Below are 18832 nucleotides of genomic sequence, written 5' to 3'. Positions count from 1 at the left end.
GTTGTGCGGCCAAGCGCCGCGCGCCACGCTCGGTGCATCGCGCCGAAGGCGCTATCATCAGACCTTCGATCTGCGTCCGGCCCCGTTTTGCCGGCTCACTTTCACCTCACTCAACCGACATGACAACGACTACCGAACGCGTGGACGGCGCCGCCCAGCATCTCGTCGCCGCCCGCCATGCCGGCGTGCCCGGCCCGCTGCTGCCCGATGCCTGCCGCCCGCAGGACGTCGATACCGCGCTGGCGATCCAGCATCGCGTCGCCGACCTGCTCGGCGAAACCATCGGCGGATGGAAATGTGCGCTGCCGCCGCCGGATCGCGTGATCGTCGCGCCGATCTTCGCGTCGACGATCCGCGAAGCCGATGGGCCGTACCGCGTCGTGGGCGGCCCGATCGTGCGCATCGAGCCGGAGATCGCGTTCGTGCTCGATCGCGACCTGCCGGCGCGCGCGCAGCCGTACGACGACGCCAACGTGCGCGGCGCGATCCGCGAAGTACGCATCGTGCTCGAAGTGCTGGGCTGCCGCTATGCGGAGCCGGCCCGCGCGTCGAAGTTCGAACTCCTCGCCGACGGCCAGTTCAACCAGGGGCTGTGTGTCGGCCCCGTCGTGCGCGACGGACTGAACGCGCCGCTAGAGACGCTCGCGCTGTCGTTCGAAGGCGCGCTGAACCGCACGATCGACGGCCGCCATCCGGACGGCGATCCGCTCAAGCCGCTCGTATGGCTCGTCAACTTTCTCGCGTCGCGCGGCGACGGCGCGCGCGCCGGCCAGATCGTGACGACCGGCTCGTATGCGGGCGCGATCGACGTGCCGCTCGGCGATGCGCTGACGGTGCGCTTCGGCGAGCTGGGCAGCCTGTCGGTGACGCTGACGGCTTGAGGCGGGAGCCGTCGCGCAGTCGCGCGGGTCGGTTGAGGCGTCGGTTGACGCTGAGTCCGAGGCGTCAGCTGCCGCTGCTGCCCCGGACTCAGGCCAACGCACCTGCGACTTCCGCGCGCGACAGCACCGCAACCGCCTCGGTGACGCTGACGCGCCTGACGCGCGAGCCATCGCGCAGTTCACGCAAGCGGCGCGTCGGTCGAGGTTGACGCGTCGCTTGAGACCAAGTCGTCCGCCGCAGCTGCCGCGCCACGCCGAGCCCAACGCCCCGGCGCGCCTTCCCCACCGGGCTACACCGCAATCACCCCTTGCGCAGCATGCCGGCGCCACGTGATACCGTTGCACATCGCGCACGCACCGCCTCCACCGGTCCTTCGCCATGCCGCCCGCACCGCTACCCGCCCTGCTCGACGAAGTCCTGCGCACCGTCGATCGCCGTTACCGATTGCCGCCGCTCGTGCCTGCGTCGTCGCTGGACGACGCAACGAATCCGGCCGTCGTCATCGCGACCGTGATCGACGAAGCGCGCCGCGAGCTCGCCGACGGCCGAGCACCCGGCGCCGCGTTGCAGCAGCGTTTCGTCGACGCGCTCGCGCGGATCATCCGCGCCGCGATGGACGTGCGCGGCGGCGATCCCGCCTTCCAGGCCGCCGTGCTGCGGCATCGCGCGCCGGTCGTGCGCGAATACGCGTCGCTCGCCGCCCACGCCGAACCGGATCGGCGCACGCTGCGCTCGGCCGTCAACACGATCGCGCATCCGGCGCGGCTCGAGCGGCACGCGCATGCGTGGCAGCGCGCGCCGCTCGCGCGGCTGCATGCGGCCGCGGCCGGCGCGTCGTGGGACACGCTCGACGCCGAGCTGCGACGCCTGCTCGCGCAGCCGGAAACGGCAGCCGACCCGGCATTCCAGCGGGACCTCGCGAAACTCCACGACAACCCGGCGCTCGCGCGTCTGCAGCGTCTCGCCGCGCTATCGGTCGACCCGGTGGTTCGGCAGTACCGCGCCCTGTGGGAACGCCAGGGGCCGCCCGAAGGCAGCGCCCTGGCCGTCGCGCAAGGCGCGACGTCGCAACGGCGCGGCGCGGCGGTCGAAGCGCTGGCCGCGCTGGCCCTCGGGACGCTGGCCGACCAACTCGACGCGATCGACACGCAGCGCACGTATCGGGTCGTCACGTCGATGCGCGTGCCGGCGTCGATTCCGGGCAAGCACGACCGCGCGAAGACCGAATGGGACGCAGTGCTGCTCGAGCGCGCGCGCAGCGGCGATCCGTCGACCGCGTGGAACATGCGGTTCCTCGTCGAGGCGAAGGCATCCGCGGATGCGGCCACGTCCGATCTGCCGCGCCTGCTGCGCGGGCTGAGCCTGCTCGCGCAGGCCGATCCGCATACCGTCTACGCGTTCGACACGCGCGAAGGCTCGATACGCGTGCACGGCGCGTCGCTGCACGCGCTGACGATCGACGATGCGGCATTGCAGCGCGAGGTGCTGTACTGCTGCGATGCGTCGGCCGACCCGACGCCGCGGCTGCTCGGCGCGGCCAGCCGGATGCAGCTGCTGTCGACGCCGGCGAGCCTCGCGTATGCGAGCGCGCTGGCGCAGCACGGGGACGCCGACACGGCCATCCTGCAGGCCGTCTGGGACGCGTTGCTGACGCAACCGTCGTGGCGGCCGGTGCTGCACCAGTACGAATCGCTACGGCAGGTGCGCGCGCTGATGGTCGGCGTCGACGATCTGCTCGCCGCGATCGACGGCGACCAGGCCGACAACGCCGTGAACGATGCGTGACGCGTTACTCGACGCATCGCGTTGCGCGTTGATGCGCGCCGCATAAGCGGTCGGCTGGCTCAACGAGCCTCTGCGGCGCCAGCGCGGCGCGGTCGCTCCCAGCCCCCGCGCGATTGCGCTGTCCGTCTGCGCTTCGTCTACTACGTTCAGGAGCTTCATCGACCGTTCGACGGTCGAGGCCATTCGCGCTGCCAGCCGCGCCATCCAATGCGCGACCGGCAGCGAGTGCACGGTTCGGACACCGCGCGACGCGCGGTGTCCGGCGAGCCCGACATCGCTGTCACTTTCGGCATCGGCATCGTTCTCACCGCAGGCACCAGCGCCCCGCGAAGTCCCCAACTCCCCGCCACACGTGATGTACGATACGCGCCGAGGCGAAATCCTCCTGAGAGAACCGGCCGTCGCGCCCCCATCCAAGCACAAAAAAAATGCCAATCACCCTGACGCTGCACCGCAACCTGCTCGCCGCGCTGACGGCCAGCCTGCTTTGCGTTCCCGCCGCCCATGCCAGCTCCGACGACACCTGCGACGTGCAGCTCACGCTGCGGCAGGGCGCCTACTCGTGCGGCAACGTGCCGATGCTGAGCCCCGGCAACGACACGCGGATCAACGCGCTGCTGATGATGGTCGAAAGCCGCAAGGTCGCGCAGGTGTTCCCGGACCCGAAGACGATCCCGGCGAAGGAGCGGATCAACCAGATCGTCGTGCCGTTCCCGATGGATTTTTCCGGCTGGATCTATATCGGCCAGAAGTCGCCCGACAAGACCGGCGACGGACAGGACGCCGATCCATCGTCGAACCGGTACGCCGACGGCGAAGGCAGCATCTGCCGCAGCATGGAGTCGGGCGCGCAAGCGTTCGACGACGCCCTGAGCGGCACGGCCGGCCTTCCCGCCGACGAAGCCGCGCGCCTGCGCGCCGCCCGCGCCGACATCGCGCAGAAGACCTGCGCCGCCGGCGGCGCGACCGCCTCCTGGACGCGACCGCCGGTCAAATCGGCGCTCGCGCGCGACTTCGCGACCTACCTCGACGGCACCAACGCGTTCTATCGCGCCGACTTCCTCACCGCGACGCGCGCGTTCGCGAGCGCGTCGCACAGCGCGAACCCGTGGCTGAAGGAAACCGCGCTCTACATGACCGGGCGGGCGCAGCTGAACGCCGCGCAGGCCAACGCATTCGACAACGACAACCCGGCGCCGTCGCGCGCACGCGTGACGAAGGTGTCGCTCGACGCCGCCGACACCGTGTTTCGCACCTACCTGAAGATCTATCCGCAAGGCGACTACGCGGTATCCGCGACCGGGCTGTTGCGGCGCATCGCGTGGCTCGGCGGCAACGTCACGCAGCAGGCCGACCTGTACGGTCACGCGCTCGCGCGCTGGTCGCCCGCGACGTCGAACGTGCCGCTGATACAGCTCGCGAACGAACTCGACAGCAAGCTGCTGTTCGGGCCGGAATTCGACGCGAGCCGGATCCAGTCGCCGACCGTGCTCGCAACCGTCGATCTACTGCGCATGCGCACGTCGGACAGCACGGACCCGAGCCGCAACAAGCCGCTGACGCTGGACGACCTGCAGGCGCAGAAGCCGCGCTTCGCGAACGCGCCGGCGCTGTACGACTATCTGGTCGCGACCTGGTATCTGCAGATCGGACACAAGCCCGATGCCGCGCTCGCACTGCTGCCGCAGGCGCCGGCCGCGCCGCTCGACTACTTCGGACTGAGCCAGCAGGCGCTGCGCGGCTTCGCGCTGGAGGACAGCGGCAAGGCCGATCAGGCGCGTCAGCTGTGGCGCGACCTGATCCCGCTCGCGACCCTGCGCTTCCAGCGCGAGGCACTCGAACTCGCGCTCGCGATCAATCTCGAACAGGCCGGGCACGTCGACGACGCGTTCGCCGCCGATTCGCCGGTGCAGAACGCGGCGATCCGCGCCGTGCTGTTGCAGCGTACGGCCGGGGCGGCGCTGCTGCGCACGCAGGCGCAGAACCCGGCGACCAGCGCGGCGCTGCGCGACACCGCGCTGTATACGCTGCTGTACAAGGAGCTCACGCGCGGCCGCTACGCCGACTTCGTCGCCGATACCGCGCTGGTGTCCGGTGCGCCGGCCGAGCCGCTGAAGCCGTTCGTCGCGTCCGGCGCGCGCAATGCGGACGGCTACGTGTGCCCGTCCGCGCGCGACATCGCCGCGGCGCTGCAGCAAAACCCCGCCGACGCGCCAGCGCTCAACTGCCTTGCGGACTTCGTGCGCCTTCATCCGCCCGCAGCCGGCATCGAAAGCTATGCGACCCCGGCGTGGCTGCGCAGCGCGCCGGCCGCCGCCGCCACGCGCGTGCCGCCGACGCTCGGTGACGCGCCGTCGCAGTTCGCGGGCAAGCCGTACGAGCGGATGTCGAGCTACGTGACGGTGATCGCCGATGCTCAGGCGAACCCGAACGATCGCGCGTATGCGCTGTACCGGGCGGTCAACTGCTATGCGCCGGCCGGCTCCAACGAATGCGGCGGCAAGGACGTACCGAAGAGCGCGCGCAAGCGCTGGTTCGACACGCTGAAGACCAGCTATGCGGGCACCCCCTGGGCGCGCAAGCTGCGCTACTACTGGTGAGCGCCGCATGAGGCGGCTCGCGTGCGTCGCGCTGCTGCTGGCGGCCCGCGCGGCGCTGGGCGGCACCGTCGATGCGCGCGACTACGACGCGTTCTGGCTGTGGGCCGGCGTGAAGCCGCAGCCGGTGGTGAGCGGCGCGCGCACCGTGTACGTGCTGCTCGGGCAGATCGAAGCGTCGCCGCGCGACGACTCGCAGGTGCGCGTCATCGCGCAGGGCGTCGCGCTGCCGCGCGCGCCGAACGCGCGCGTGTGGCTCGTCTACCGCGCGCACACGCTGCGCTGGACGCCGCGCGTGTCGCAGATCATGCTCGCGCAGCTCGAACGCTGGCGCGCGTCGGGCCGCACCATCGCCGGCATCCAGATCGACTTCGACGCGCGCACGCGCCATCTGCAGGACTACGTCGAATTTCTGCGGACGCTGCGCCAAACGCTGCCCGCCGAATGCCGGCTCAGCATCACCGGACTGCTCGACTGGAGCAGCCGCATCGACACCGACCAGGTCAACCAGCTCAGGGGAATCGTCGACGAGGTGGTCGTGCAGACGTATCAGGGGCGCAGCACGATCCCCGATTACGCCGCGTACCTGCCGCGCGTCGCGCGGCTCGCGCTGCCGTTTCGCATCGGCGTGATCCAGGGCGGCGACTGGGACGCGCCGCCGTACCTCGCGGCCAATCCGTGGTTTCGCGGCTACGTCGTGTTTCTGCGCAACGGCTAACGCGCGGCTATGCAGCGGTGGCGCCGCCCGCCGGGACTGCGCCGCGCCGCCGCTAGCTGGTTACGCCTGGACGAACGCCAGCAGGTCGGCGTTGAGGACGTCCGCGTTGACCGTCAGCATCCCGTGCGAATAGCCGGGATAGGTTTTCAGCGTGCCGTTCTTCAGCAGCTTGATCGACTTCAGCGCCGCGTCTGCGATCGGCACGATCTGGTCGTCCTCGCCGTGCAGCACCAGCGTCGGCACCGAGATCGACCGCAGGTCTTCCGTCTGGTCGGTTTCGGAGAACGCCTTGATCCCGTCGTAGTGCGCCTTCGCGCTGCCGATCATCCCCTGGCGCCACCAGTTCTGGATCACGCCCTGATGCACCGTCGCGCCGGGCCGGTTGAAGCCGTAGAACGGGCCGGACGGCACATCGAGGAAGAACTGCGCGCGGTTGTCGGCGAGCGCCTTGCGGAAGCCGTCGAAGACCTCGAGCGGCAGCCCCTCCGGATTCGCGTCGGTCTAGAGCATCAGCGGCGGCACCGCGCTGACCAGCACCGCCTTCGCGACGCGGCCGGCCGGCTCGCCGTGCCGCGCCACATAGCGCGCGACCTCGCCGCCGCCGGTCGAGTGGCCGACGTGCACCGCGTTGCGCAGGTCGAGCGCTTCGACCACCGCGAACGCATCGGCCGCGTAGTGATCCATGTCGTGGCCGTCCGACACCTGCGCCGAGCGCCCGTGGCCGCGGCGGTCGTGCGCGATCACGCGAAAGCCGCGTTGCACGAAGAACAGCATCTGCGCATCCCAGTCGTCGGAAGACAGCGGCCAGCCATGGTGGAACATGATCGGCTGGGCGTCCTTGGCGCCCCAGTCCTTGTAGAAGATGTCGACGTGGTCCTTCGTAGTGATGTACGGCATGGCTGCAGGCTCCTTTGGGGTAGGTGGACGTCGCATGCCGGCGGACCATCCTCGCGGATGGCGGGATCGAGTTGCGGCGCGACGGCACATGCCGCGCCGGGCGATTCGGCACCTCTTCGTTGTAGCGGAAAACTGCGACCGCGTCATGAAGCCAAATACATGAGCGCATGCAGCGGCGCCCAACAGCCAGTCAGCGCACACTCTTTTGCGCAACTAACCGTGCGAAGCCGCGACGCTTGCGCGGCGGCGCGCCCACGCATCAGCCGTCGGTCGACACCGTCAATGGCTCCCATGCTCGGATATCGTCCTGCAACGCCGCCCATTTGGCGCGCACGAGGCGCAGCGCGTCGCTGCCGAGCAGCAGATGGGCCGGCGGAGCGTCGGCTTCGATGACGGCGAGCATCGCCTGCGCGGCCTTCACGGGATCGCCCAATTGCCGGCCGCTGTTGCGTTCGCGCGCCTGCCGGACCGGATCGAAGAGCGCGTCGTAATCGGCGATCGAGCGCGGCGTCCGCGTCATCGAACGGCCGGCCCAGTCGGTGCGGAACGAGCCCGGTGCGACGGCCGTCACCGCGATGCCGAACGGCGCGAGCTCCTTGCCGAGCGCTTCGGAGATTCCTTCGAGCGCGAACTTGCTGCCGCAGTAATAGGCGATGCCCGGCATCGTGATGTGCCCGCCCATCGACGTGATGTTCAGGATGCGGCCGCGCCGGCGTGTGCGCATGAACGGCACGACGGCCTTCGTCATCGCGACGGCGCCGAACACGTTCACGTCGAATTGCCGGCGCATCTCCGCGAGCGGCGCCTCCTCCATGATGCCTTCGTGTCCGTAGCCGGCATTGTTGACCAGCACGTCAACGGGCCCGACGCTCGCCTCGAGGTCCGCGACCACGCGGTCGATGCGCTCGAAGTCGGTCACGTCGAGCACGCGGCCGATGGCCGCCTGCGGGGACAGCGCTTCGAACGCGCGCCGCGCATCGTCGCTTCTCACGGTGCCGACCACCGTGTACCCCGCCGCCAACGCCTGCTGCGCCAACGCCCGGCCGAAGCCGCTGCTCACGCCGGTGATGAGCATGATGGTGCCTGATGCCATGTGAAGTTCTCCAGAAAGTCGATCACGGCATGCATGCTAGTCTGAGGGCCTGCGACGAATAACGCCGATTCCGCTGAGATTCTTGCCTAAAGCTATGAGCGCCATCACCACGTCACTGTCATCGCCGTCACCGTCTCAGCCGGCGCAGCGCCGCGCGCGGCTGATCGCGCTGCTGCGCGCGCTGGCGCCGCACGAAGGCTACAACGCGATCGCGCTGCCGAGCGTGCGCATCCTGCGCTCGGACCGTGCGCTGTCGCGTACGCCGGTGCTGTACGACCCTGGCATCGTGATCGTGTGCCAGGGCCGCAAGCGCGGCTACTTCGGCGGCGAATGCTATCTGTACGACGAGGACCATTACCTGGCCGTGTCGGTCCCCGTGCCGTTCAGCATGGAAACCGACGCCACCGTAGAGCGCCCGCTGCTCGCGCTGTACCTGCACGTCGATTTGACGATGGCCGCCGAGCTGACGGCGCAGATCGATCGGGAAGGCGGCGCGGCGCCCGTAGAGGCGCCCAGGAGCATGATGTCGACGCCGATGGACGAAGCGATGCACGCGAGCGTGCGGCGTTTCGTCGACGCGATGCACCGGCCGCTCGAAGCGGCGGTACTCGGGCCGGCGCTGCTGCGCGAGCTGTATTTCCGCGTGCTGACCGGCGCGCAGGGCGGCGCGCTGAGAAGCGCGCTGGCGATGCGCGGGCAGTTCGGCCGGATCGGCCGATCGCTGCGCATGATCCACGCCGACTACGCGCGCGCGCTCGACGTGCGGCGGCTTGCGGCCGAGGCCGGCATGAGCGTGCCGAGCTTTCACAGCCACTTCAAGGCGATCACGCACGCGTCGCCGATGCAGTACCTGAAATCGACGCGGCTGCATCAGGCGCGTCTTCTGATGGTGCGTCAGGATCTGACGGCGGAAGCGGCGGCCTATGCGGTCGGTTATACGAGCCCGTCGCAGTTCAGCCGCGAGTTCAAACGGCTGTTCGGACTGACGCCCGCGCAGGAAGCGAAGCGCATGCGCGCGAGCTTCGCGCTGCCCGAGCCGTTCGACGGCGCGGTGTTCGTGGCGTCGCATTGAGCAACGCATGCGACGCAGTTGCCTGATCGCCCCGTTACTTTGGGGGCTGCACACCGGCGTGGTCAATGGCTTCAGGCCGATGGCTGCTGCAAACCGGCGTGTATCGTCGGCCGTATAGCCCGAACCGTTGTCGCTCAGCCACTCGATTTCGGACGGTGTATGCAGCTCGTTGCCAAACCGATTTTCCACTGCAGCCAGCATCACGTCGCGCACGATGTCACCACTGTGGCCTGCCGTCGTGGCCGCCCAGCTCATGGCTTCCCGATCGCAGCAGTCCAGCGCGAACGTCACGCGCAGCGGTTCGCCGTTGTCGCAGCGGAACTCGAAGCCGTCCGAACACCAACGCTGGTTGCTGCGCGCGACGGCCACCTTGCCATCGTGCCGGCGTTGCTGCCGAGCCGGAGTCGGGCGACGTTGCATCAGCAGACTATGCGTGCGCATGACGCGATAGATGCGCTTCGCATTGAACGGCACCTGTCCGGCGGCAACGCGTTCATTACGCAACGTGCCCCAGACGCGGCGATAGCCATAGCTGGGCAAATCGGCGATAACCCGGCGGATTTCTTCGACCACCACCGCATCGTCGGTCTGCTTGGATTTCGTCCGCCAGTTATAGAACGTCGCGTCACTAATTCCCATCTTGCGGCAGACCTCCGCGACCGGCGTACCCAGTTCGGCCTGCTTCAACGCGTATGCGATCTGCTCTTCGGTGAACCTGCTCTTCTTCACGGCATGACCTCCTGGTCTTGATGACAACGTCATGCTGGAATTTTCCACTTTCAAATGGGACAGTTTTGTGGGCTAGGGTCACCTCCCCAGACACCTCACTTCATATGGGTCGGTTATCCGGTGCAGGGAGAGCTAACGTCCGCCGTTATTTATTTCTTCGCATTGTTAAAATCGCGACAGCGAGAAATAAAATCCAGACGACAACAAATAGAGTAAACGGAATATAGAGAGTCAACTCAAGCGTCTCCTTGCAATCCACCGAGAATCCCCCCCATTCCCTCACGCACTGCATGACCGGGTAAAAGAGGTAGAATGCAACGGCAATAAAAACTACCAGAAAAGCCAAAACAACAATCTTCAGCACCGGCGGCCACAAATATTTTCCAGACGAATTCATGATATTTTTCACCGTTTTCTAAAATTGTTAAGGAATAACTATGTAAGGCCCATACCCAGCCTCAAGCAGCTTCGCAGTGTCGTCTACCGCACCAGACAAGCTAAAAATCTGCATTTTCTCGTCCCGAACAAAATCCGGTCGCTTCTTGATTTCCACATAAAATCTCTTGTGCGGATCACTATCACGATATCGCTCTAAGAGCGCCGTCAAATTAACCCACGTCTTGTTAGAGAAGAAACCCGTTTCCAACGTTATCCTAGCTGCGTCTTCAGGGGTAGAACGAATACTTTTCTCTGGAATAAACGCAACGCACCCTTCTGAGCCACCTAGCCATTTTGCGTGAAGAAACTGCGCTGACGCCTCGTAGAAGCCGCCAATATGAAACATGACGTTGCTCGCGATCGACTCGTCCTTTCGAAGTGGAATCGGTGAGCCGTACGGATTTGCATTGATGACCTTCTCAGCATGCAGTAGTCGAGGCGTATGCCCGCGTTGAGATTCGTTTTCCATTAAGAAGTATCCGTGGATAATATCGGCAGCAGCAGACGGAAAGTGAATCTGCTCCGTCAAATATCTGTTCTTGTTCGCGTCCGCAGGCTCAAATGCAATGTTTCTGCACCAGGTAGCACCTGCATTATCCTTCCCGAGATAGTACCAAGCGTCACGCGTAACGTTTATGTTGTAATGCGTGCGATTCGCTTCTTCCTTGGACGAATCGAACAATGTGAGGATTGCGCGATATGTTGGAACGACGACAGCCGGTTGATGCTCTGTAATTTTCTTCCACGTTGAAGACACGTTAGGATGACCGTACACCTTTTGAAGTGTGTAGCCAGTCGTATCAGTTGTTATTTTGAGTATTGTGTACTTCTCAGGAACATTGACCGACTTGACACTTTCGTCACTAAATATAGTGGTGTCTTTCGTGCACATATAGGAGAGATTTCGACCAGATGGACTGGTAATCCAAAGCTGGTCACTTTCGGTTTCCGGGAAAATAAAACTTTCGTCCATGGCGCATTCTCTTTCTGCAACGTTATCTGCTCAGATCACCCTAAGAAGCTGTTGCGAAATTACGGATTGGGTCTGTTAACTTTTTCGAGAGGGTGTTAACTTTCTGTCTTGTTTTGCCTGACAGAAAGCGATGCCCCAAGAACTGATAGACGACGAGCTGTGGTCACTCATCGACCCTTTGCTGCCGAAGCCCGCGTCGCGCAACCGCCGATACGCGGGACGCAAGCCGACGCCGGACCGAGCGGTGCTGACCGGCATCGTATTCGTGCTGCGCTCAGGCATCGCCTGGAATCTGCTACCGCAAGAAATGGGCTGCGGCTCAGGCACTGCATGCTGGCGGCGACTGGTTGCATGGCAAGAGGCCGGCGTCTGGCAACGCATCCACGAGACGCTGCTGGCGGAGTTACGCCGTCGTGGCCAACTCGACATGGCACGCGCCATTGTCGACAGTTCTTCGGTCCGCGCGATGCTCGCGGGAAAAAAACCGGCCCGAACCCAACGGACCGGCGCAAGCTCGGCAGCAAGCACCACCTCATCGTCGATGCGCAAGGTATCCCGCTCGCGGTCATCTTGACTGCCGCGAATTGCAACGACATCACGCAATTCGATGCGTTGGTTGAGGCGATTCCCCCCATCCGAGGAAAACGCGGACGTCCTCTGCGCAAGCCGAAGATTGTTCAGGGTGACCGGGCCTACAGTTCCGAGCCGCACCGGCAGCGTCTGCGCGAACGCGGCATCACGCCCTTGCTTGCCAAAATCGGTTCGCCTCACGGCAGTGGCCTCTGTAAAACGCGCTGGTTCATCGAACGTTCCTTTGCTTGGCTTCATGCATTCAGACGGCTCAAGATTCGCTACGGACGGTACGCACACGTGCACGAGGCATTCCTCTCGCTCGCGTGCGGCTTGATTTGCTGGAACAAGCTCAAGACAGCGTCCGACTAATTTCGCAACAGCGTCTAAGCGTAAATCTTCACGGATTCTGCCTTTACGGTTTGACTGAGCAGGTGTGTTCGACCTTCATCGTCAGTGATCCCATGCTCGACTGACCCATCGGCGCGGACAATTGCGTATTCGTGGCGTTTCATAGGCTGGCTGGTTTGGCGATCGACCAACTTATATCGATCATCGAATCCGTCTTTAAATGCCGGCATGGGTGGAACCGGAATCGCCATCGAAGCAGGTCCCTTGGTCTGGATCATGCTTACTTTCAGAAGGAGATCCAGCGGTCCGCCGAGGGTAATATTGTCGTCCTTGAGCTGAATGAAGGCCCCGCCGCTTCCAAGCGTGAGTTCGGTTTCTGCCCGCACATAGACCGCGCCGTTGACACTCGCCACGGTAATGTCTTTGTCAGCCGTCAATGACATCGAGCCGTTTTGAGCCTGCACCTCGACCGCCCCCTTCGCTGCAAAGATCTTGATCCCGAGCTTTTGCGCGAACACCGAAACCAGTTCGCCGGCCGCCACCGTGAAACGCTTCATTACACTAAAGTCGGCGTTCTTCCCCGCCACCGCCGAAATGCTCTCCTTCGCCGATATTTGTACGCCGCTGCCCGCCACGATCCCGACCGACGCCGGCGCACTCGCCAGCAGGCCCGGCTGCTTCAGCCCGTCGAACTCATCTTTGATCTGCTGCTGCGCGTCGGTATCCGCCGGCACCGCCTTCGCTACACGTGCGGCGTCGCCCAACGACTTCGCCAATGCAAGCGCCTGCTCGAGCTGCGCGATCGTCTCCTGAATGTCCAGTTGCTGGCCGGTTGCGCCAGGACGGTCGTATGTCGTCAAGTGCAGGCCCTTGCCCGCGCGCTCCACGCCGTGGCCCGAGGTACGCAACTCGAACCCCACACCGCGCCGTTCGAGCTTGTCATCGACCAGATAGCCGAGGTCGAGGTGACTGGTGCCCGAGTGCTCGGTGCTGAGCTTGATGCCTTCCTGACCCGCCCAGTCCTCCATCCGCAGCTTGTTGTTCGCCTGCGTGCGGACCATGTTGCGCGACAGCCAGCGACGATCGCTCGTCACCAGATCGCGCGCCTGGCTGTGGTGGTGGAACCCGATGATCTCCGGCTTGTCCGGGTCCGCATCGCGGAACGAAATGACGGCCTCGTCTTTGTCCAGCGCCGGGAAGTGCATCCCGGTCTGCAGCTTGCCCGCGAACGGCTTCGCCAACCGTAGCGGCACGCTCTCCCCGCCCGCTGGCCAGTCCGCGAAATCGACGTCGAACCGCACCGTGTAGTAGCCCGCCGCGGTCAGGTACGCGTATTTGTACTGATCCGGGCTTGTCACGCGTGCGCTCAGCGTCCCCGCGATCTTCGGCCACCTCTCGGGCTCGAGCTTCAGTCTGAAGCGACGGTTGGCCGGCATCGCCTTGTAGCTGTTCGTGTAGGCCTGGTCGCGCGCGCCAGTGTGCGTGACCTCGATCACCACCTGCCCGTCCGGGGCATCCGGCAGTGCGGTATCCAGGTTCAGCACGCGCCCGGCCTGCAGCGCCAGCACGTTGCTCTCGCCCTCGTACACCACCTGCCATGCAATCGCAGCCTCGTGGCGCAGCTGCGCCTCCCACTTCGCGCCGTTCTGGTCGAGGTGGTGCGTGCCGTAAACGTATGGCTGCCCGTAGGTGGTCGGATCCCGCGGCGCAACGTTCGCCTCGTCCTTGAAGCGCTCCCACGCCTGCTCCGGGTTGTAGTCAGCCACCAGGAACGACTGCGGCACCGTCACCGTATGCGTCTTGAGCGCCGTCACCGCCTCGGCGCCGGCTGCCTCCAGCCCCGCTGTCTCGCGGTATGCGGCCGTCAGGTGCGGGTCCCATAGGTAATGGTCAATGTCGTCCGCAAACACGACTTGATCGCCGTGCTCGGTCTCGACGATGTAACTGTAGATGCCAGCCTTCTGCATCAGCATCTGCACGTACGACAGGTCGTCGACCTTGTACTGGAAGCGGAACAGGTGCTTCGAATACTCGCGGCGCAGGCGGAATTCGAACTGGTGCCCTTCCAGGCCGTGGCTGCGCAGCACCGCCTCGATGATCTGCGGGGTGGTCTGGTGCTGGTAGATACGGTTGGTAGTCACCGCTTCGAGACGCGCTAAGTGCGACTTCAGCACGATCTCGTACTTGGTGAAGTCGTCCGTCGTCTGCAGTGTCGAAAAGCGCGCGATGAAGCCGGAGAACTTCCGCGGCACACCGTCGTCGGGAACGATCGTGCAAGCCGCATCGCGGTTCAGGTAGTCGGTCCGCGCAAGCTGCAGCGGATGCGTGAGCACGACGCGCACCTCGGTCGGCACGCCCATCCGCTCGGTCGCTGTCACCGACACGACCGACAGCGCAGCCGCCGAGTCCGTGCCGGGCACTTCGAGAAAGTACGCCTGACGCCCCGGAACTCCCGTCAGGTTCGACACGAACCGCTTCGCATCATCAAACAGGCTTGACATTATTGTTACCCCGTATCCAGATAGCAATGCTACATACCACTATCGCAAGCAGAGCCAGGGCAAAAACAATAGCCATACCCACCCCGACTCGGGAAGAGTCGACACCCATTATTCAGGGGAATTGTTGTATTTGGTCGAAGCCTGACAATTGTTTACGTATAGCGCTGTTTTTGAGATGTTCGCCGTGCTATATGTCGCTCTCCGCTGATGTCCGGTCAGACTAAATGCGACGAGCAATGAACGCAGGATTTTCGAGCGATCAACACACCAAAGCGGCTACAGCTTCCGATATGCCTACCGGCGCGAACTCGAACGCGATTACCTGCGTGGATCCGGATTTGCTCGATTGGTGTCTGGCAGATTTGGACGAACAGCTGGATCGGCAGCTTAACGCTATCCTGTACCACCCTGCATTTCAGGCGCTTGAATCCACGTGGCGTGGCCTGCAGTTCTTGGTCGATCGCACCGATTTTAGAAGTGCTGGACGTGTCGAAGGAAGCGCTCCATCACGATTTCGAAGACGCGCCCGATATCATCCAGAGTGGCCTGTTTCGGCTGACGTACGTTGGGGAGTACGACATGCCGGGCGGACAACCCATCGCCGCGATTATTTCGGTGTTCTAATTCGACCATCGCGCGCCAGACATCGCGCTGTTACGCAATATCTCGAAAGTCGCCGCAGCGGCCCACATGCCGTTCATCGGCGCGGCCTCGCCGGCCTTCTTCGACGAGCCCTCAATGGAGGCGGTCGCAGGCATTCGCGACCTGCCGACCTGCTTCGAGCGCGCCGAATATCTGAAATGGAAAGGTTTCCGTGAAACCGAGGATGCGCGCTACGTCGCACTGACGATGCCGCGATTCCTCGCGCGGTTGCCCTACGAGTTGGATACGAGTCCCGTTCGCGTATTCAATTACACCGAAAACGTACGGGAATCCGGACAGAACGCCTATCTTTGGACGAGCGCGGCATTCGCTTTCGGGGTCAATATCGTGCGCAGCTTTATCCGAAACGGCTGGTGCGTTCAGATTCGTGGCCCGCAAGCGGGCGGTCTGATCGAAGATATTCCCGTTCATCAATACGACCTTGGTACCGGACAACTCGGCAAGATCTCGACTGAGGCGTTGATTTCCGAAACGCGCGAGAATGAATTCACAGATATCGGGCTGATTCTGCTCTCCTATACCAGCAATCACGACCACACGTGTTTTTTCTCAGCGCATCCAACGCAACGGCCGCGAGCTTACGACGTGCGTGACGCGTCAGCCAATAGCCGCATCAATGCGCGTCTGCTCTACATTTTCCTGCTGTCGCGCGTCGCGCATTACCTGAAACTGATCCAGCGCGAAAACATCGGCACGACGCGCGATAGCCGATTGCTGGAGCTTGAGCTGAACACCTGGATTAAGTCGCTTGTCACGGAAATGACCGATCCTGGCGACGATCTTCAGGCTGCTCTCCCTTTGCGTGAGGCCAAGGTGGCAGTCGAGGACATCGAGGACAACCCCGGGTTCTTCCGCATCAAGCTATTCATCGTCCCGCATTTTCAGATCGAGGGCGTCGACATCAACCTGTCTCTGGTTTCGCAGTTGCCGAAAGCGAAACAGTGACGGGCGTTCAGTTGCGCACCTCCACATCGCTACTTCCATTCCAGACCAACCAAGAAGATGAAGATAACTAGACCGCTGTGGGCGAAGGGGATTTTCACGACGCCGCAGCACTTCCAGCAGCAGGCGATATGGGAACAACACGTCCACGATCAGGTTGCACGTATCGCGAGCCCGGACGCTTGGGGCGCGGTGCACGTGGCGCTCGACAAGCCAGGCATTGAGCGTCGATCGCCTGCAATGCACGGCGCTCGCCCTGCGTCTGCCGGACGGCACGCTGATCGACAGCGAGACCGCTGACTGGCTACCCGCAGCGCGCAGTCTTGACGATGTACCCACAACGGTGGACGCCGTGACCGTGATGGCCGGCGTGGCCCTGATTGACGCGCTAGGCAGCAACTGCGTCGAGCCGGGCGAAAAGCCCCCCCTTCACCGCGCCCCCACCCTCCACACCGTCACCTCATGCAGCGTCTCGCCGGGTTTGAGCACGGTCGTCGGGAACGCCGGCCGGTTCGGCGAATCGGGAAAATGCTCGGCCTCCAGCGCGAACGCGTCGGCCTGCCGGTAAAGCGTGCCGCCCTTGCCGGCGACGCTGCCGTTCAACCCGTTGGACGTATAGAATTGCAGCCCCGGCTGCGTCGTGTAGACCTCCAGAAACCGCCCCGATGCCGGATCGTACGCACGCGCGGCGAACGCCGGCGCGGGCTGGCCGCCGTGGTCGAGCACCCAGTTCTGGTCGTAGCCGTGCGCGATGGCGAGCTGCGGATCACGGTCGCGCAGATGCGCGCCGATCGGCGTCAGCTGGCGCAGGTCCATCGGCGTGCCGGCCACGCTCGCCAGCGCGCCGGTCGGAATCGACGTCGCATCGATCGGCGTGAAGCGCGACGCGGCGATCTCGATCAGTTGCCGTTCGACACTGCCGCTGTCGTGCCCGGCCAGATTGAAATAGCTGTGGTTGGTCAGGTTGACGACCGTGTCCCGGTCCGTCGTCGCGCGATAGTCGATGCGGATCAGGTCGTCGCGCGTCAGCGTGTAGGTCACGTCGGTAGTCAGCGTGCCTGGAAAGCCGTTTTCGCCATCGGGGCTCACGTAACGCAGCGTCACGCTCGAACCGTCGGCGTCGCTGCGCGTGCGCGTCACCGTCCACACCTTCGCGTCGAAACTATCGGGGCCGCCATGCAGCGTATTCGGCGGATCGTTGACCGGCAGCGTCCAGGTCTTGCCGTCGAGCACGAAGCGCCCGCGTGCGATGCGGTTCGCATAGCGGCCGATCAACGCACCGAAATGGATGTTGCCGTTGTGCGCCTCGTAGTCGCGCAGCGAATCGAAGCCGAGCACGATATCGGCGGGCTTGCCGTTGCGGTCCGGCACGTCGAGCGCCGTCACGATGCCGCCGTACGTGATGATCTTCAGCGTCACGCCGTGCGCGTTGGCGAGCGTGTACTGGCTGACCGGCTGGCCGGCCGCGGTGGTGCCGTAATCCGCACGGCTGACGGACACGTCGGGCGCGGCCGCTGCAGCCGATGCAGTCGACCCAGCGTTCGAGCCGAGAGCAAACGTTGCGCATGCACAGATCGCGAGCACCGGCCGCCGTGTCGAGAGCGGGTTCATGGACGACCTCCGAAACGGTTGTGTCCATCGCGCCACGCAATCCGCATGCCTGCCGGGCGCGCGACGATCGCGCGCGACGGCCGCCGCAAACGAATACGGCCGCCCGAAGGCGGCCGCATCGATCAACCAGGAGCGGCGCTTACTTGCTGTAGTCGTACACGCCGCGGCCGGTCTTGCGTCCGAGGCGCCCGGCCGACACCATCTCGCGCAGCAGCGGGCACGCGCGATACTTGGTGTCGCCGAAGTCCTTCAGGAACACGTCCATCACCGCGAGGCAGACGTCGAGCCCGACCAGATCGGCCAGCGCGAGCGGCCCGATCGGATGGCTCGCGCCGAGCTTCATGCCGGCGTCGATCTCCTCGGCCGTCGCGATGCCTTCGGCCAGCACGAAGAACGCTTCGTTGATCATCGGCACCAGGATCCGGTTCACGACGAAGCCCGGCGAGTTGCGCACGCCGATCGGCGACTTGTCGAAACGCTCGGTCAGCGCGCGCACCGCGCTCGCGGTCGCGTCGCTCGTCTGCAGCCCGCGGATGATCTCGACGAGCGGCATCAGCGGCACCGGGTTGAAGAAGTGCATGCCGATGAAGCGCGACGAATCGGCGAGCAGCGCGGCGAGCGAGGTGATCGAGATCGACGACGTGTTGGTCGCGATGATCGCGTCGGGCCGTGCGACCGACTCGATCTGCTTCAGGATGCGGCCCTTCAGCTCCACGTTCTCGGTCGCGGCTTCGATCACGATGTCGACCGCAGCCAGCTTCGCGTAATCGGTCGACGTCGTGATGCGCGCGAGCGCCGCGTCGCGCGCGCCGGCCTCGAGCTTGTCCTTCGACACGAGCCGCTCGAGGCTGCCCTTCAGTGTCGCGAGGCCCTTGTCGAGCGCCGCGTCGCTGACGTCGATCATCACGACGTTGAGTCCTGCAACGGCCGCGGTTTGCGCAATGCCGTTGCCCATGGTTCCGGCGCCCACGACGCCGACGGTTTCGATGGTCATGACGATTCCTGTGTGT

12 protein-coding genes and 4 pseudogenes are annotated in these 18832 nt (G+C 64.7%); 8 read left to right on the top strand and 8 right to left on the bottom strand.

Going from position 1 to position 18832, the window contains the following annotated elements:
• Window positions 1-119 precede the first annotated feature (119 nt).
• From MYA_RS24900 to MYA_RS24880, 4 genes are all read left to right on the top strand, one after another.
• Entirely contained in the window at window positions 120-881 is a 762-nt protein-coding gene (locus MYA_RS24900) for a 2-keto-4-pentenoate hydratase (RefSeq protein WP_041494346.1), read from the top strand.
• A 379-nt stretch (window positions 882-1260) separates the two neighbouring features.
• Window positions 1261-2667 (top strand): hypothetical protein, encoded by a 1407-nt coding sequence (locus MYA_RS24895; protein ID WP_014725613.1) that lies wholly within the window; start codon window positions 1261-1263, stop codon window positions 2665-2667.
• A 428-nt stretch (window positions 2668-3095) separates the two neighbouring features.
• Window positions 3096-5267 (top strand): hypothetical protein, encoded by a 2172-nt coding sequence (locus MYA_RS24885; RefSeq protein ID WP_014725612.1) that lies wholly within the window; start codon window positions 3096-3098, stop codon window positions 5265-5267.
• A 7-nt stretch (window positions 5268-5274) separates the two neighbouring features.
• Window positions 5275-5982, top strand: a complete 708-nt coding sequence (locus MYA_RS24880) for a DUF3142 domain-containing protein (RefSeq protein WP_014725611.1) — start codon at window positions 5275-5277, stop codon at window positions 5980-5982.
• Between the two features lie 60 nt (window positions 5983-6042).
• Here MYA_RS24880 and MYA_RS24875 read toward each other — a convergent pair.
• Together MYA_RS24875 and MYA_RS24870 are read right to left on the bottom strand one after the other, a co-directional pair.
• A pseudogene (locus MYA_RS24875) lies at window positions 6043-6879 on the bottom strand (alpha/beta fold hydrolase).
• A 259-nt stretch (window positions 6880-7138) separates the two neighbouring features.
• Window positions 7139-7972, bottom strand: coding sequence for an oxidoreductase (locus MYA_RS24870; RefSeq protein ID WP_014725610.1), 834 nt, complete (start codon window positions 7970-7972; stop codon window positions 7139-7141).
• 94 nt (window positions 7973-8066) lie between these two features.
• Here MYA_RS24870 and MYA_RS24865 point away from each other — a divergent pair, with 94 nt between their 5' ends.
• Complete coding sequence (locus tag MYA_RS24865; RefSeq protein WP_014725609.1) at window positions 8067-9044, top strand: AraC family transcriptional regulator; 978 nt, start codon at window positions 8067-8069, stop codon at window positions 9042-9044.
• Between the two features lie 30 nt (window positions 9045-9074).
• Here MYA_RS24865 and MYA_RS32295 read toward each other — a convergent pair.
• The 3 genes and pseudogenes from MYA_RS32295 to MYA_RS31505 all read right to left on the bottom strand — a co-directional run.
• A pseudogene (locus tag MYA_RS32295) lies at window positions 9075-9773 on the bottom strand (DDE-type integrase/transposase/recombinase); the annotation flags it as partial.
• Between the two features lie 145 nt (window positions 9774-9918).
• A complete protein-coding gene (locus MYA_RS31775; RefSeq protein ID WP_155753979.1) occupies window positions 9919-10170 on the bottom strand; it encodes a hypothetical protein in 252 nt (83 codons plus the stop codon).
• A gap of 27 nt (window positions 10171-10197) precedes the next feature.
• Window positions 10198-11184: a hypothetical protein gene (locus MYA_RS31505; protein ID WP_148278606.1), complete on the bottom strand. Its 987-nt coding sequence runs from the start codon at window positions 11182-11184 to the stop codon at window positions 10198-10200.
• A gap of 130 nt (window positions 11185-11314) precedes the next feature.
• On the opposite strand from MYA_RS31505, the gene MYA_RS30385 reads away from it, so the two are divergent.
• Window positions 11315-12126, top strand: a protein-coding gene (locus MYA_RS30385) for an IS5 family transposase (protein ID WP_085954527.1) whose coding sequence is annotated in 2 segments (ribosomal slippage) — window positions 11315-11654 and window positions 11654-12126 — 813 coding nt in all. Because the reading frame shifts where the segments join, the coding sequence is not laid out codon by codon here.
• 14 nt (window positions 12127-12140) lie between these two features.
• Here the strand turns inward: MYA_RS30385 and MYA_RS24855 are convergent.
• Entirely contained in the window at window positions 12141-14606 is a 2466-nt protein-coding gene (locus tag MYA_RS24855; protein WP_014725608.1) for a DUF2345 domain-containing protein, read from the bottom strand.
• 224 nt (window positions 14607-14830) lie between these two features.
• Between MYA_RS24855 and tssC the strand changes: the two are divergent.
• Both tssC and MYA_RS32290 read left to right on the top strand, forming a co-directional pair.
• Window positions 14831-16214, top strand: a pseudogene (tssC, locus tag MYA_RS24850) (type VI secretion system contractile sheath large subunit).
• A gap of 154 nt (window positions 16215-16368) precedes the next feature.
• Window positions 16369-16560 (top strand): annotated as a pseudogene (locus MYA_RS32290) (hypothetical protein); the annotation flags it as partial.
• A gap of 80 nt (window positions 16561-16640) precedes the next feature.
• On the opposite strand, the gene MYA_RS24845 reads toward MYA_RS32290, so the two are convergent.
• Both MYA_RS24845 and MYA_RS24840 read right to left on the bottom strand, forming a co-directional pair.
• Window positions 16641-17822 (bottom strand): aldose epimerase family protein, encoded by a 1182-nt coding sequence (locus tag MYA_RS24845; RefSeq protein ID WP_041494343.1) that lies wholly within the window; start codon window positions 17820-17822, stop codon window positions 16641-16643.
• A gap of 139 nt (window positions 17823-17961) precedes the next feature.
• Complete coding sequence (locus MYA_RS24840; protein WP_011879793.1) at window positions 17962-18816, bottom strand: 3-hydroxybutyryl-CoA dehydrogenase; 855 nt, start codon at window positions 18814-18816, stop codon at window positions 17962-17964.
• Window positions 18817-18832 lie beyond the last annotated feature (16 nt).

Source organism: Burkholderia sp. KJ006 (genome assembly GCF_000262695.1).
Classification (GTDB): domain Bacteria; phylum Pseudomonadota; class Gammaproteobacteria; order Burkholderiales; family Burkholderiaceae; genus Burkholderia; species Burkholderia vietnamiensis.
Note: the sequence above shows the minus strand (reverse complement) of the source record. Positions and strands in the feature narration are given on the sequence as shown.

What these genes read in the sequence shown, in the direction of transcription:
- MYA_RS24880 (WP_014725611.1), top strand. Translation starts at nt 5,275, where the DNA reads ATGAGGCGGCTCGCGTGCGTCGCGCTGCTGCTGGCGGCCCGCGCGGCG.
- MYA_RS24895 (WP_014725613.1), top strand. Translation starts at nt 1,261, where the DNA reads ATGCCGCCCGCACCGCTACCCGCCCTGCTCGACGAAGTCCTGCGCACC.
- MYA_RS31775 (WP_155753979.1), bottom strand. Translation starts at nt 10,170, where the DNA reads ATGAATTCGTCTGGAAAATATTTGTGGCCGCCGGTGCTGAAGATTGTT.
- MYA_RS24900 (WP_041494346.1), top strand. Translation starts at nt 120, where the DNA reads ATGACAACGACTACCGAACGCGTGGACGGCGCCGCCCAGCATCTCGTC.
- MYA_RS24870 (WP_014725610.1), bottom strand. Translation starts at nt 7,972, where the DNA reads ATGGCATCAGGCACCATCATGCTCATCACCGGCGTGAGCAGCGGCTTC.
- MYA_RS31505 (WP_148278606.1), bottom strand. Translation starts at nt 11,184, where the DNA reads ATGGACGAAAGTTTTATTTTCCCGGAAACCGAAAGTGACCAGCTTTGG.
- MYA_RS24840 (WP_011879793.1), bottom strand. Translation starts at nt 18,816, where the DNA reads ATGACCATCGAAACCGTCGGCGTCGTGGGCGCCGGAACCATGGGCAAC.
- MYA_RS24865 (WP_014725609.1), top strand. Translation starts at nt 8,067, where the DNA reads ATGAGCGCCATCACCACGTCACTGTCATCGCCGTCACCGTCTCAGCCG.
- MYA_RS24855 (WP_014725608.1), bottom strand. Translation starts at nt 14,606, where the DNA reads ATGTCAAGCCTGTTTGATGATGCGAAGCGGTTCGTGTCGAACCTGACG.
- MYA_RS24885 (WP_014725612.1), top strand. Translation starts at nt 3,096, where the DNA reads ATGCCAATCACCCTGACGCTGCACCGCAACCTGCTCGCCGCGCTGACG.
- MYA_RS24845 (WP_041494343.1), bottom strand. Translation starts at nt 17,822, where the DNA reads ATGAACCCGCTCTCGACACGGCGGCCGGTGCTCGCGATCTGTGCATGC.